Genomic DNA, 12,985 nt, shown 5'->3' on the forward strand with positions numbered 1-12,985 from the left:
CTTCACTTCCTCAGGCATTGGCTGCCCAATACCGTGTCGGTACGACAACAACAGGACAGACCGCCATGCCCAGACGCCACGTTCACTGCCAAACACTCTTTACTGGCCTTGAGGACCAGGCTCGCCACGACCAGGTGCTGATCATCGAAAAGGGTGTGTTCACCCATGTCGGCCCTCGCCAGACCGCTCCGCAGCCATTGCCTGGCGAACGCGTGATTGACACTGGCGGACACTTCGTCATGCCCGGCCTGGTGGATGTCCACACCCATCTGGTGTTCGGCAACGCCAAGAGCGAGGAAGACATCGACCTGCACGTCTCGCCGGAATTTCGCGCCCTGCGCGGTCTGTTTTTTACCCAGCATGTATTGGCCGCCGGCTACACCTCGGTGGTGGTGCCGGGTGACGCCGGGCATTGCAGCATTGCCGTACGCAACGCTATCAATGCCGGTATGTTCACTGGCCCACGCATTGCCGCCAGCAGCAATGTAATCGCCAACCGGCAGAGCCTGAACGATTGGTTCCCCAGTTGGGTCGGTACGCCTGAGTATTTCTCTGGCCGCCTGTGCGCTACCCGCGACGAGCAGATTGCGGAAATCCGTCGCCAGGCCAAGGACGGCGTCGACCTGATCAAGATCGCTATGGACGGCCCGCACATGCGTCCCAACGGTGAACATATCGCTGCGTTCACTGAGGACGAGACCCGCGCCATGGTCGAGGAGATCCACCGCCTTGGAAAAAAGGTCGCCGTGCATGCCTATGGCCGCGAAGCGGTGCTGTATGCGGCGAAGGCGGGGGTGGACGTAATCTTCCACGGTTTTTTCCTGGACGATGCCTGCATCGAGGCAATACTCGAATCGGGTAGTCACCTCGCTCCGACCTTCACCATGCTCGCCAACAACGTCGAATTTGCCGAGGATTACGAGCCTTCGACCCGCTGTGGTTACGCTGCGATGCAGCGCCGTGTGATCGAGGTGGGTTGTCGCAACTTGCGCCGCGCTCGGGAAGCCGGTGTGCCGTTCATGACCGGCAGTGACAGCGGTTTCGCCATCACTCCCTACGGTGAATGGCACGCCCGTGAAATCGAGATTTTTGTCGACTGGTTGGGTTTCAGCCCTGCCCAGGCATTGCGCGCGGCAACCTCGGTTGCCGCGCGGATGATGCCCGTGTCGCAGCAGGTGGGCGCCATCGAGGTGGGCCGTCGCGCCGACTTCATCTGTGTTGATGGCTCCCCCCTGCAGAACGTCTCGATTCTTCAGGAGCGCGAGCGCATACGTGACGTGTACCTAGGCGGTCATCGCGTGGAGGCCCAGGTACCGGGCTACGATCCCTACAAGGTCAGTGACTTCAACACGGTGAAATGGGCCGAACTTCACACCCGGCAACGGGCCGTGGAAATGGGCAAGCGCAGCGCACCTGAATCTGAGCAAGAGGTAGGCCGGCATGAATAAGCTCACCCTGGAACTGGCGTCGCAGATGGTCGACACTGCGCTGGCAGAGGGCCGGCGGTTAGCCTTGCAGCCACTTTGTGCTGCGGTACTGGATGCCGGCGGTCACCTGCTGGCGCTCAAACGCGACGAGCGCGCCAGCCTGCTGCGACCGCAAATCGCGTCGGGCAAGGCCGCCTCAGTGCTCGGCATGGGCTTTGGCGGCCGCGAACTTGCCCGTCGTGCTGCCGCGCTTCCTGCATTCTTCAATGCATTGAGTGCCCTGGCCGGCGGCAATATGGTTCCGGTGCCCGGCGGAGTGCTGGTGCGTAACGGGGCAGGGGAAGTGATCGGCGCTATCGGTATCAGCGGTGACAGCTCCGACAACGATGAACGCTGTGCGATTGCCGGCGTGCTGGGGGCAAACTTGATGCCCGACAGTGGGGCATGTTGATAGGAAAAAGGCCACTTTTGCCACTGCGGCTTGGGTGGCTTTTCTCGTTTCATGCGCTTATTTGGTGCGCTCAGCCTCGGATATTTGAAAAAGTTTCAGTCTCAAATCTGCCCGCGCCAATCCAAGCCCTAGATGCATGTGTTGTATTGCCGTTGGGAATTCAACGGATGCAGTTGTGGGCGATCCAGTTGATGAACCGGTCGACGTACAAGAGGGAGGAAAGATCGGGAATGGGATGAACGCCCGCGTCACACAGGAAGCCCTAGCGACCAAAGTCAAGATCTCTGATAGCGGGCCGCAAGGTGCGGCTCGTCAGCTCACATTCGGAAAGAACAAAGTCTGTTTTTATGAAGCTGCTCGGCTCTCGCTGAGGATTGACAGGCGGCAGAAAGGTAACCAACCTGCGCGTGCTAATAAGAAGTAAATAATTCTCCGAGCCTCCTGCATAGCTGCCAATTCTCGGGTTGATTAGTTACGCGTCAGGCCGCAGCTTTTACGCACAATCAGCTTCGGTTTGAGTAAGAACTTCATGGCAGGGGCGTCTGGGTTCTTCAGGCGCTTCATGAGCATTTCGCTAGCAACCTCTCCAATACGCTCAGGCTCCAGGGCCACGGTGGTGAGGGGAGGGTTGCAGTATGCGGAGCTCGCGACCCCGTCACTCCCGATCAAAGCAATGTCCTCACCCGCCTTAAGTCCTCGGTTGCCCAGCTCGCTGAGCGCGCCAGTGGCAATCAGGTCGTTGTAGCAAACCACTCCTGTCGGCCGACGATCCATGTCGAGCAGGCGACTCATGCCGTCTTTGCCGCCAGCCAGGCTGATGGCAGTTTCGATCATCCAGTCCGGATTTGGGGTAATCCCGTTTTTCTCCAAGCACTCCATGTAGCTGTGCAAACGCTCCATGCTTACCGAATAGGTGCTGTTGCGCCCGACGAAGGCAATGTCCCGATGGCCGAGGTCAATCAAGTGCTGGGTGGCGAGTTGTATGCCGACGTAGTTGTCTGCCCCGACGAAGTCGGTCTCAGGTTGTCGGTCGCAGCAGCGATGAATACCAGACCGCCTGGGGTAGTGATCGGGCCGCCGTTGCTTGGTACGCCGAAACGAACTGGCAGGCCGGTTGGCAAGCCGAACGGGCCGTTCGCACGAGCAGTACCCAGCGGGTTCTGCCACAGCACTTTACGGGTGTGCATATCGATGGCATTGATCATGCCGAATGGTGGTTCGTTGCGAACCGCCCCTGTTGGCGGTTTTTTCGCCTGGAATTCAAGTAAGTCGCATTCGGATCGAACGGTCTGGCCATGCCAGCCACCTCATCAGGAACGGCAGCTATCGCATTCAATGATTATGGTTGACATCAAAGGTTTGACTTTAATGATGATGATCATAATCATTGGGCTTATGGTTTCTGACTCTAAGGACGCTCGATGCAAAAGCCTGTACCTGGAACTACCGAATGTGTAGGTGCTCTCGATTCGACTGATCTGCCTGCTGATCAGTCATCTGTTGAGGGCGGGGAAAAGGTTGCGCCTAGGGAAGTGGCCGAAGACGCCGCAGATGCGGGCGGCCTGATCTCCATACCAGGGCATCCACCTTTCAAGTGGAAACGACTCATGCTCGAGCAGTGACGCTCATGGGGAATGGATGGGCCTGCCTCAGGGCGTCAATTTGTCCATGATCTGCTCACGGCACACGCTGAGCACTTCATCAGCAAGTGGTGAGTCGTCCGGACAAGCGCGAGACAGAATCAAGGCGCCGAGGGCGTGTGCGAAGGTGTCGATGATTTTCGCACGACTTGCTTTCGGTTCGTCATCCTTGCCCTGTAAAACCTCCAGCAACTTTTCAATCCCAGCCTCGTAAGCTGCTTTGATGTCATTGGACTGTCGAGCGGCGTCTCCGCCCAGTGCCGCTAGGGTGCAACCTTTCCCTTTCTCATCGCGGTGCTTGCGGGACAGGTAGAAATTGACGAAGTCGGCGAGTTCGATGCCCTGCATCTGCTCGACCGTCTTGTTGATTCCGCACGTCGCGGATTCACCTATCAAATCCGCCTTGGATTTGAAGTGTTTGTAAAAACCGCCGTGGGTGAAGCCGGCAGCTCCCATGAGGTCTGCAACACCCACGCCGTCGTAGCCGCGCTCACGGAATAGCGTGGAAGACGTTTCCACGATATGAGCCCGGTTAGCTTGTGCTTGGGCCTTGGTGACCTTCATTTCTCAGCTCTCTTCGCTATCAAGCCAGCCAATATCATACATTGATGACGTTCATAATCAAAGTTGTTGACTGGATTGATGACGATCATCATCATTAGGCTATGTCTTCCACTGAGAGAGCAAAACGTCATGAGCTATACCCATCTCACCGTTCCGACCCGCACAGTAGAAGTAGGCGGCGACACCTTCACCTACCGTCGCTGGGGTAATCCTTCTGGTGTTCCCCTGGTCTTCATTGCCCACTTCCGTGGCGGGCTCGATCACTGGGATCCGATCATCACTGATGGTCTGGCTGCGGATCGTGAAGTGATCCTGCTGAACGGTAGGGGTGTAGCGTCGTCGTCGGGAACACCGGCCACGACCATTGAGCAAATGGCGGATGACATTGCAGCGGCCATCAAGGCACTGGGGCTGACCCAAGTCGACCTGCTTGGCTTCTCCATCGGTGGTCTGCAAGTTCAGGAGGTGGCGCTTCGTCACCCCGAGTTGGTACGCAAGCTTTTGCTGCTCGGCACCGGACTGCGCGGTGGTGATCCAACCATGGCGGAGGGGGTGAGAGAGGCCGCTTCGAACCCCGTTCCGACCATCGAAAACTTCCTGTTCCTCTTCTTCGGTCGTTCGGAAGCAGCCAAGAAAGCGGGCCTGGCGTTCTGGGAGCGCCGCAACCAGCGCGCCGATCAGGACACCCCTAGCTCGATTGATGTCGCAATGGCTCAGGGCGCTGCTTTTGCAGCCTATGTCCAATCCGCACAGGGAGAGAACCGCTTCTCCTACCTTAACGAGCTCAAGCAGCCCACCCTGGTAGTTAATGGCGTAGACGACGTCATGATTCCTTCGATCAATTCGTGGAGCTTGGTGCAGAACATCCCGAATGCCCAGCTGCTGATCTACCCCGACTCCGGTCACGCCGCTCACTTCCAGTACCCCGAGCGCTTCCTGAAACACGCTCTCCAATTCTTGCAAGAGTAAGGCCACTCCCACCTGAGCTGCCGGGGGCGCGTAAGCGTCTTCAACAGCCGAGAGTTTGAAACCTGATTCGTAGTATTGGAATGTTGAGAATGACTGAGAAATCCGTATTTGAGCCCTACACCCTTGGGGCAATCACCCTTTCAAACCGTATCGTGATGGCGCCGCTGACGCGCAACCGAGCGGAGGAGGGCCTGCTGCCGAGCCAGTTCGCCGCTACCTACTATAGCCAGCGCGCTTCTGCAGGGTTGTTGATCACTGAAGCTACCCAGGTTTCAAAGCAAGCTCAGGGCTACCAGAACACGCCTGGTATCTTCACCCAAGAACAGGTGAACGCTTGGCGCGAAGTGACCGAGGCCGTCCATGCTGAGGGAGGTCGTATCTTCCTTCAGATCTGGCACGTTGGCCGGGTATCGCACGTCGTTTACCAAGACGGTCAACCGCCTGTAGCACCTTCTGCAATTCGAGCTGCTACCAAGGTCTCCGTGAATAACGAACTCGTGGATGTCTCCGAGCCTCGTGCGCTTCGTATCGAAGAACTCCCAGGCATTGTCGAAGACTTCCGACAGTCTGCAGCTAACGCCATCAAGGCCGGCTTCGATGGGGTCGAGATCCATGCAGCCAACGGCTACCTGCTAGATCAGTTCCTGAAGGACAGCGCGAACAAACGAACCGACGCTTATGGTGGTTCGGTAGCCAACCGGGCACGGCTCGTTCTGGAAATTGCCCAGGCGGTGGCATCAGAAATTGGCGCCGAACGCACGGGTATCCGCATTTCGCCTGTCTCCCCGTTCAATGATGTTTCCAGCACCAATGCTCAAGAGCAGTACGACTACTTGATCGACAAGCTCAATGAGCTTGGCCTGGTGTACCTCCACGTTATTGAAGGTGTGCCGGGTGGCCCACGCGATATTTCTCCGTTCGATTACGCCAGGCTGCGCAAGCGCTTCGCCAACACCGTGATCGTCAACAACGGCTACGACGTGGAGCTCGCTTCCTCTCAATTGGCGGCAGGTCAAGCGGATCTGTTTGCGATTGGCCGGCCCTTCATCGCAAACCCTGACTTGGTCGAGCGTCTGAACTCCGGTGCTGCGTTGGCCAGCTTCGACCCCACGACCCTCTACGGCGGCGGTGCAGCGGGTTACATCGATTATCCCGCACTGGAAAATGCTTAAGCCCAGCGCGTCCATCTTCAATTAGAGATCATTGATATGACCCAGTACATCGCCGCACCCAACCAGACCCTCGAGATCGATGGTGTTGCCTTCGCTTACCGTGAGCTCGGGCGCCAAGGTAGCGTTCCCCTCATCCTCCTGAATCATTGGGGAGCCGTTCTCGACAACTTCGATCCACGCATCGTCGACGAGCTGGCTAAGCATCACCATGTGATCGCCACGGACTATCGCGGCATTGGTTTGTCTGGTGGTGTCGCGCCGCTTACCGTCGCAGAAATGGCCCGCGATTCCGTGGCGCTGATCAAGGCACTGGGCTTCGACAAGGTCGACCTCTTTGGCTTCTCGTTGGGTGGCTTCGTTGCTCAGGAGATCGCGATCACCCAGCCTGGCCTGGTGCGTAAACTGATCCTGACCGGCACCGGCCCTGCCGGGGGCAAGGACATTGACCAAGTCGCCGTGGTTTCCATGCCGCTGATCCAGAAGGCGATGTCCGAAGGAATTGATCCGAAGACCTATCTCTTCTTCACGTCGAGCGAGGCGAGCCAGCAGGCTGCTAATGCTTTTCTGAATGCCATGCTTGAACGCCAGAGCGACCGCGATCTTCCTGTCACTCAGGAAGTCTTCGGTCGCCAGCTTCAAGCCATTCAGGCCTGGGGGCAGCAAGCTCCACAGGACTTGTCTAGCCTGGATATTCCGGTGCTTATCGCCAACGGTGACCAAGACATCATGGTTCCGTCCGCACTTAGCAGCGATATGGCAGAGCGCATTTCTGGCTCTACGCTGGTTATCTACGAGGATGCTGGTCACGGAGGAATTTTCCAGAACCATGCTGACTTCTCTTCGAAAGCTCTCGCATTTCTTCGTGACTAAGACAACCGCAGCCAGGAGTCGGACAAATGAGTCAGCCTACTGCAATCGTGTTCGGTGTTGGCACTACCCGAGGTGTCGGTGGAGCGGTCTGTAAGCGTTTTGCCCAAGAGGGGTATCACGTCATTGTCACAGGCCGAACTTTGGAAAAGATCGAGGAAGTCGTTGCAGACATTCGGAGTTCCGGCATAGGGAGCGCCGAAGCGTTGCAGACTGATGTCACCGTCGAAGAACAAGTCATCGCAGCGTTTGATCTTGCGATGTATCCAGGCGCGGGCCGAGCCCCTGCCGACGTCGTGGTGTTCAACGCGGGCAATAACGCCCTGATCGATTTCACTCAGCTCACGGCCAGCCAGTTCGAGGACTTTTGGCGAGTAGGCTGCTACTCGGGCTTCCTCGTTGGCAGAGAAGCAGCCAGGCGGCTGGTTCCTTTGGGTCGTGGCACCGTGATTTTTACCGGTGCTTCAGGAAGCTTGAGGGGCAAGCCTGGCTTTGCCCACTTTGCCGCCGCCAAGGCGGGATTGCGAATGATCTCCCAGAGCATGGCACGCGAGTATGGGCCTAAGGGCATTCATGTTGCTCACGTCGTGATCGATGGCGGGATCCTGGGTGACCGACTGCGAAATGCCGCCCCGGCCAGGGTGGAGAGCATCGGGGCAGAAGGGCTGTTGGGATACGAGGCGATTGCTGAGAACTACTGGACGTTGCATCGCCAGCCACGATCCGCCTGGACTCAAGAACTCGACCTTAGGCCGTTCAAAGAAAGTTGGTGATCGCCTGATCACCTGCACTTCCGGCACATCTACGTTTTGGAATTTTGAAGATATGAAAGCGTTTCTGATTGATCGCTACGGCAAAGACGTCGTTGGTGATATCACTGAAGTGCCAGAGCCAAAGGTGGGTGATTTCGATGTTCTGGTTGAGACTCACGCTGCAAGCGTGAACGTTCTTGATATCAAAATCCGCAAGGGCGAGTTCAAGTTGATGCTGCCTTTCCAGATGCCCCTGATCTTGGGTAACGATGTCGCTGGCATCGTGAAACGGATCGGTGGGAAAGTCAGCCGCTTCCAGGTGGGCGACGAGGTGTACGCACGTGTCGGCCAGGCGCGTATGGGCGGCTTTGCGGAATTCGTGGCCGTCAACGAAGCGGCAGTCTCGCCCAAGCCTACCAATCTGACCATGGAGGAGGCGGCTTCGCTGCCATTGGTGGGCCTCACAGCCTGGCAGGCTTTGGCGGAAATGGCCAAGGTTCAACCAGGGCAAAGGGTTCTGATTCATGCCGGTTCCGGTGGCGTCGGTAGCATCGCCATCCAAGTCGCCAAGCACCTGGGTGCATTCGTCGCAACAACCACGAGTACCGTCAATGTGCCGTGGGTTAAGGCGCTGGGTGCCGATGTGGTGATCGATTACAAGACCCAGCATTTCGAATCGCAGTTGAGTGATTACGATGTCGTGCTCAGTGGGCTGGGCGGTGATGTTCTCGAAAAATCCCTCCAGGTACTGAAGCCAGGTGGTCAGTTGATTTCCATCTCTGGCCCACCTACCCCTGAGTTTGCTGAGCAGCTTCGCCTTTCCTGGTTGTTCAAGCAGGTCGTGCGTTTGATCAGCCGTGGGATCAGGAAAAAATCTGAGCAGAAGGGCGTCAGCTACAAGTTTCTGTTCATGAGGGAGAGTGGTGCGCAACTGGCTGATCTGGCCAAGCTGGTTGAGGCTGGGGTTATCAAGCCTGTAGTGGATCGCACCTTCCCATTGGATTCGACGCGTGATGCTCTGGCATACGTCGCGGAAGGCAGAGCCAAAGGTAAGGTAGTGGTGAAGGTGAGGTGATCACCTGGGCGCAAAGGGGAGCGAAAGCTCCCCTTTGTCGGCTAGTCGCTAGTCTCGTCATCCGAGGCTCGGCATCTCATTCTTCAGAGATTCACGTACCCAGTAGATTGGCTCAGAAGCCCCTCTCAGTCCGTAGTGACGAAGATGACTCAACCCCCCGAATGGTTAACCCTCTACCGCGTAGTGTCCTGATTTCGAACGGCGCTTGTAGGGCCTTAAGCACTTTTCTCAGATAACAAATTTGTACTTCTATGATCTTGGTACCGGGATTGAACTGGTATCCCCAAATTTCCTCATAGATCGTCGTTCGGCTCACGACGTTTCCTTGATGGCGAAGAAGCAATGTCAAAAGGCGGCAAGACGTGGCCTTGAGCGGAAAGTGAAGATCTTCGAATCTGACAGTCCGCGTGCTTGCATCCACGATGAGCTCACGTACGGGCGTCGTGAAAGCTTGCTGATCTTCAAGATGTCCTAGGTAAGAATTGCCTCCCACGCCTTTCTGGGAGCTTACGCTGGGTTCTAAAATAGCCATCTATCTGTTGGTCAAGCAGCTTGGTTGAAGAGCAGGGGAACGCCACATGCCTCACTCAATCGATGCATGTAATCGCGCACTTGATCTGGGAATTCAACGGTTCGAACGATGGAGAGCGATCGCAATACGGGCCAAAGCGTCACATCGTTGATGCCGATTGTTGTTCTGTCCTTTACCAGCGGAACAAGGTCGTTGATCAGAGGTTGCAGTTCCGCCACCAGCTTGGATGTGGCTCCACGCAAAGCCTCCAGATCCCCGAAGGCTTGTTCCTCCCGCAGCCGGTACGCCTCTCTTGCCATTGGCGTGTTGATTTCTGCGAAGTCTGCCTGGACGAAGCGTGGTATGAATAGCTTGAGTGCCGTGGGCCAGGCTTCTTTGATCCAAGCGTCCAAGGTTGGGTCTTGCGGCGCCACCAGTACTGTCGGGCCGATGCCATCGAGATATCGCACGATATCTAGGCTTTCCCCAATATGGCTGCCGTCTTCCTTCTGCAGGATCGGCACAGCCTTTTTTCCAATCAGGCGCAGGGGCGTTTCGACATCGCTCTCCATGATGACCTGAAGCATCACCGGGAGACTCTTGAGTCCAACGATCATCCGAGCACGTGTGCAGAACGGGCAATGTTCGTAAAAATAGAGTTTCATCATTCAAATTTATCCGGATTACTACCGTTGGGCCTGGATGCTCAGAACTGTACTGAGCGTGTCAGTCCGCCATCCACGAGCAAGTTTGTGCCGGTGGTAAAGCTTGCAGCAGGGCTGGCCAGGAATACGACTGCTTTGGCTACTTCATCGGGTGTAGCCATGCGGCCCAACGGGTTTTCAGCTAGGCATTTCGCGAAGGTCTCGGGCTGGTCGCGCTCTATGTCACCCCATACTCCCTCAGGAAAATATACGTTTCCTGGGGAGACAGAGTTCACCCGAATACCTTCGCGCGCATGGCGTGCAGAAAGCGTTTTACCGTAGTGCAGCAAGGCTGCTTTCAATACGCCGTATGGCTCGGCGAACATATCGACTTCGCGGCCCGATACGCTGGAAATTAGGACAACCGATGCGGCTTGCGATTCACGCAGGGCGGGCAAGGCGGCTTTGACCATCGTCGCACTTCCCAGTAAATCGGTGTCGAAGGCTCGCCGCCATGTCTGCAAGTCATCTCCGCCAGCCAGAGCGCTCACGTTCGGCACGACGATATCGATTCCTCCAAGACGCTGCGCTGCATCCGTGACCCACGCCTGCACCTGGTCGGGCTGGGTGACATCAACGGCGGTACCGATGGCGTCATGACCGAGTGCTTGTTGCGTCGTTTGGACGCCTGCGGTACCCCGAGCACAGAATGCCACCTTGGCGCCCTCATCGAGAAACAACTTGGCAATTGCCCGCCCGATACCCCTGGAAGCTCCGCTAACCAGTACGCGTTTACCTTGCAAGCCCAAATCCATGATCAAACTCCTCTGTGAATCAGTGTCAAGACGGGGCCCAAGTGGGCCCCGTCAAGGCATTACTTACGCAGCTTGTATGCGATGATTTCGTCGCTGGTGCCGGTTTCCATGAAGGCGTGGCCAGACGCTGAGACGAGCACATACTGCTCGCCATCAACCTCGTACGAGATCGGGTTGGCTTGGGCGCCCGCCGTCAATGCGTCTTCCCACAGCACCTCACCGGTAGCCGTGTCGATGGCTCGGAACAAGTTGTCAGTCGCCGCGCCGACGAAGGTGAGTCCACCTGCGGTGACCACCGTTCCGCCATTGTTCGGCAAGCCGATATTCAGTGGCAGATGCGATGGGATGCCGAAAGGCCCGTTGCGACGCGCGGTACCCAGCGGCTCGTCCCACACGGTCTTGCCGGTATCCAGGCTGATTGCACGAATTCCGCCATACGGTGGTGCCGAGCACGGTACGCCGGTGCCCCAGTTACGCCATCCCGCATTCACACTGATCGCGTAAGGCGCGTTGACCTGCGGATAGGTCGATGCTCCACCTTCGCCCTTGCCCGATTTGCTGCCAGCCTTGTTCAGCGAGGTCTCATCAACCTTTGGCGCATAGATAGGTTTGAGCCCCATCTTGTCTGCCTGTTCACGCGGTATGAGCTGGTTGAGGTTAGGAATGTCGTTGTAATTGGCGATTAGCAGTCGTCGAACTGGGTCGATCGCGACCGAACCCCAATCGGAGCCACCGTTGTAGCCTGGGTATTGAATCCAGGGACGATCCACCGATGGCGGCGTCAGGTAGCCTTCGTAGTTGGCCTGGCGGAACTGGATGCGGCACATCAACTGATCGAGTGGTGAGAAGCCCCACATGTCCGCTTCGGTTTTCGGCGCCTTGCGTAGAGTGTGCCACTCGGAGGTAGGTTGAGTATTAGCCAGGAATTGGGGTTCAACGGAGCCGCCTTTTGGTGCCTTGACTTCACCAATCGGAACCAGAGGCTCGCCAGTTGCGCGATCCAGGATGTAGATGTCACCCTGCTTCGTCGGCAGCAGCACTGCAGCCACTGGTTTTCCGTCCTTATCAGGGAAATCAAGAAGGGTTGGCTGACTGCCCAGATCATAATCCCACACATCATGGCGGATGGTCTGGAAGTGCCATACGTCCTTGCCCGTCTTCACGTCGACGGCCACCAGTGAGGTCGAATACTTGTTTTCTTCCTCGCTACGGTTGGAGCCGAAGTAATCAATTGAAGAGTTGCTGATCGGCAGGTAGACGTAGCCAAGCTGCTCATCGCCCACTGCAGCCGTCCACATATTCGGGGTGCCACGGGTGTAGGTGCTGCCTTCGGCTGGGCCATGAACGTTTTCAGGGTTACCCAGATCCCAAGCCCAGGCCATTTTCCCGGTGATCGCGTCGTAGCCGCGAATCACCCCAGAAGGTGCATCCTCGTCCTGACCGTCGCGGATTTGTGCTCCCGTGACCACCACGCCATTGACGATGGTAGGTGGCGCTGTAACCGCATACCAGCCGGGGACTTTTTTGCCCAGACCTTCCCAAAGATCTACGGTGCCGTTTTGCCCGAAGTCCTTGCAAGGCTCGCCCGTGCGCAGATCTACAGCTACCAGCCTCGCATCCAGTGTCGCTTCTACCACACGGCTGCGGCATTGTGCGGACTCAGGGATCTCTGGCGCGGTATACACCGCTACGCCGCGGCATGCTGCTGCGTGAGGAATGGCCTGATCAGGAACTCCAGGGTCGTGACGCCAGTTTTCCTTGCCGGTTGCAGCATTGATCGAAATAAGGATGTTTTTAGCAGAGCACATCAGCAGGTCGTTGCCGACCTTGACCGGGGTTGTTTCAGGCGAGTACCGACTGCCAGGATTCGGCAAGTCCCGTGTGTGATACACAAATGCGCGCTCCAGGCGCCCGACGTTTTCCGGGGTAATCTGCTTGAGTGGGCTGAAGCGCTGAGCGTTGTGATCGCCGCCATAGAATGGCCAATCGCTGCCTACCTGAGGCATCTGCTGAGCTTGAGCGAACTGCATCTGAAGCACGCAAGAAATGGCGAGCGCCAGCGCGCTTCTGCATTTGACTGTTAGGAACATTACAAACC

General features: G+C 57.1%; 14 protein-coding genes. 7 read left to right on the forward strand and 7 right to left on the reverse strand.

Annotated features, from left to right (window positions below):
- Positions 1-65: 65 nt before the first annotated feature.
- Together MFF34_RS12370 and MFF34_RS12375 are read left to right on the forward strand one after the other, a co-directional pair.
- Positions 66-1,448 (forward strand): amidohydrolase family protein, encoded by a 1,383-nt coding sequence (locus MFF34_RS12370; RefSeq protein WP_238214181.1) that lies wholly within the window; start codon positions 66-68, stop codon positions 1,446-1,448.
- Positions 1,441-1,878, forward strand: coding sequence for a heme-binding protein (locus tag MFF34_RS12375; protein ID WP_238214183.1), 438 nt, complete (start codon positions 1,441-1,443; stop codon positions 1,876-1,878). Before MFF34_RS12370 ends, MFF34_RS12375 begins: the two co-directional genes overlap by 8 nt.
- A 468-nt stretch (positions 1,879-2,346) precedes the next feature.
- Here MFF34_RS12375 and MFF34_RS12380 read toward each other — a convergent pair whose 3' ends face one another.
- The 3 genes from MFF34_RS12380 to MFF34_RS12390 form a co-directional block, all read right to left on the reverse strand.
- Entirely contained in the window at positions 2,347-2,841 is a 495-nt protein-coding gene (locus MFF34_RS12380) for a substrate-binding domain-containing protein (RefSeq protein WP_238214185.1), read from the reverse strand.
- Complete coding sequence (locus MFF34_RS12385) at positions 2,838-3,083, reverse strand: hypothetical protein (protein ID WP_238214195.1); 246 nt, start codon at positions 3,081-3,083, stop codon at positions 2,838-2,840. Before MFF34_RS12385 ends, MFF34_RS12380 begins: the two co-directional genes overlap by 4 nt.
- A 444-nt stretch (positions 3,084-3,527) precedes the next feature.
- Complete coding sequence (locus MFF34_RS12390; protein ID WP_238214197.1) at positions 3,528-4,082, reverse strand: TetR/AcrR family transcriptional regulator; 555 nt, start codon at positions 4,080-4,082, stop codon at positions 3,528-3,530.
- A gap of 129 nt (positions 4,083-4,211) precedes the next feature.
- Between MFF34_RS12390 and MFF34_RS12395 the strand changes: the two genes are divergently transcribed.
- The 5 genes from MFF34_RS12395 (at position 4,212) to MFF34_RS12415 (ending at position 8,917) form a co-directional block, all read left to right on the forward strand.
- Positions 4,212-5,051, forward strand: a complete 840-nt coding sequence (locus MFF34_RS12395; RefSeq protein ID WP_238214199.1) for an alpha/beta fold hydrolase — start codon at positions 4,212-4,214, stop codon at positions 5,049-5,051.
- An 89-nt stretch (positions 5,052-5,140) separates the two neighbouring features.
- On the forward strand, positions 5,141-6,223 hold the full coding sequence (locus MFF34_RS12400; RefSeq protein ID WP_238214201.1) for an alkene reductase: 1,083 nt from the start codon (positions 5,141-5,143) through the stop codon (positions 6,221-6,223).
- Between the two features lie 36 nt (positions 6,224-6,259).
- Complete coding sequence (locus MFF34_RS12405) at positions 6,260-7,093, forward strand: alpha/beta fold hydrolase (protein WP_238214203.1); 834 nt, start codon at positions 6,260-6,262, stop codon at positions 7,091-7,093.
- Positions 7,094-7,119: 26 nt separating this feature from the next.
- Positions 7,120-7,863 carry an SDR family NAD(P)-dependent oxidoreductase gene (locus tag MFF34_RS12410; RefSeq protein ID WP_238214211.1) on the forward strand — a complete coding sequence of 248 codons (744 nt, stop codon included), beginning with the start codon at positions 7,120-7,122 and terminating at the stop codon, positions 7,861-7,863.
- A gap of 52 nt (positions 7,864-7,915) precedes the next feature.
- On the forward strand, positions 7,916-8,917 hold the full coding sequence (locus MFF34_RS12415; protein WP_238214219.1) for an NADP-dependent oxidoreductase: 1,002 nt from the start codon (positions 7,916-7,918) through the stop codon (positions 8,915-8,917).
- A 112-nt stretch (positions 8,918-9,029) separates the two neighbouring features.
- Here MFF34_RS12415 and MFF34_RS28280 read toward each other — a convergent pair whose 3' ends face one another.
- The 4 genes from MFF34_RS28280 to MFF34_RS12430 are packed head-to-tail and all read right to left on the reverse strand — an operon-like array spanning position 9,030 to position 12,977.
- Positions 9,030-9,449 carry a winged helix-turn-helix domain-containing protein gene (locus tag MFF34_RS28280; protein ID WP_374707392.1) on the reverse strand — a complete coding sequence of 140 codons (420 nt, stop codon included), beginning with the start codon at positions 9,447-9,449 and terminating at the stop codon, positions 9,030-9,032.
- An 11-nt stretch (positions 9,450-9,460) separates the two neighbouring features.
- A complete protein-coding gene (gene grxB / locus MFF34_RS12420) occupies positions 9,461-10,096 on the reverse strand; it encodes a glutaredoxin 2 (RefSeq protein WP_238214221.1) in 636 nt (211 codons plus the stop codon).
- 38 nt (positions 10,097-10,134) lie between these two features.
- Positions 10,135-10,887 (reverse strand): SDR family NAD(P)-dependent oxidoreductase, encoded by a 753-nt coding sequence (locus MFF34_RS12425; RefSeq protein WP_099454167.1) that lies wholly within the window; start codon positions 10,885-10,887, stop codon positions 10,135-10,137.
- 59 nt (positions 10,888-10,946) lie between these two features.
- The gene (locus tag MFF34_RS12430; RefSeq protein ID WP_238214223.1) at positions 10,947-12,977 is read right to left on the reverse strand and encodes a pyrroloquinoline quinone-dependent dehydrogenase; all 2,031 of its coding nucleotides are present in this window, start codon (positions 12,975-12,977) and stop codon (positions 10,947-10,949) included.
- Positions 12,978-12,985 lie beyond the last annotated feature (8 nt).

The organism is Pseudomonas sp. PAGU 2196 (genome assembly GCF_022179005.1).
Classification (GTDB): domain Bacteria; phylum Pseudomonadota; class Gammaproteobacteria; order Pseudomonadales; family Pseudomonadaceae; genus Aquipseudomonas; species Aquipseudomonas kermanshahensis.

Coding starts and splice junctions, on each gene's coding strand:
- MFF34_RS12370 (WP_238214181.1), top strand. CDS start 66: ATGCCCAGACGCCACGTTCACTGCCAAACACTCTTTACTGGCCTTGAG.
- MFF34_RS28280 (WP_374707392.1), bottom strand. CDS start 9,449: ATGGCTATTTTAGAACCCAGCGTAAGCTCCCAGAAAGGCGTGGGAGGC.
- MFF34_RS12430 (WP_238214223.1), bottom strand. CDS start 12,977: ATGTTCCTAACAGTCAAATGCAGAAGCGCGCTGGCGCTCGCCATTTCT.
- MFF34_RS12405 (WP_238214203.1), top strand. CDS start 6,260: ATGACCCAGTACATCGCCGCACCCAACCAGACCCTCGAGATCGATGGT.
- MFF34_RS12425 (WP_099454167.1), bottom strand. CDS start 10,887: ATGGATTTGGGCTTGCAAGGTAAACGCGTACTGGTTAGCGGAGCTTCC.
- MFF34_RS12385 (WP_238214195.1), bottom strand. CDS start 3,083: ATGATCAATGCCATCGATATGCACACCCGTAAAGTGCTGTGGCAGAAC.
- MFF34_RS12415 (WP_238214219.1), top strand. CDS start 7,916: ATGAAAGCGTTTCTGATTGATCGCTACGGCAAAGACGTCGTTGGTGAT.
- MFF34_RS12400 (WP_238214201.1), top strand. CDS start 5,141: ATGACTGAGAAATCCGTATTTGAGCCCTACACCCTTGGGGCAATCACC.
- MFF34_RS12410 (WP_238214211.1), top strand. CDS start 7,120: ATGAGTCAGCCTACTGCAATCGTGTTCGGTGTTGGCACTACCCGAGGT.
- grxB (WP_238214221.1), bottom strand. CDS start 10,096: ATGATGAAACTCTATTTTTACGAACATTGCCCGTTCTGCACACGTGCT.
- MFF34_RS12395 (WP_238214199.1), top strand. CDS start 4,212: ATGAGCTATACCCATCTCACCGTTCCGACCCGCACAGTAGAAGTAGGC.
- MFF34_RS12375 (WP_238214183.1), top strand. CDS start 1,441: ATGAATAAGCTCACCCTGGAACTGGCGTCGCAGATGGTCGACACTGCG.
- MFF34_RS12390 (WP_238214197.1), bottom strand. CDS start 4,082: ATGAAGGTCACCAAGGCCCAAGCACAAGCTAACCGGGCTCATATCGTG.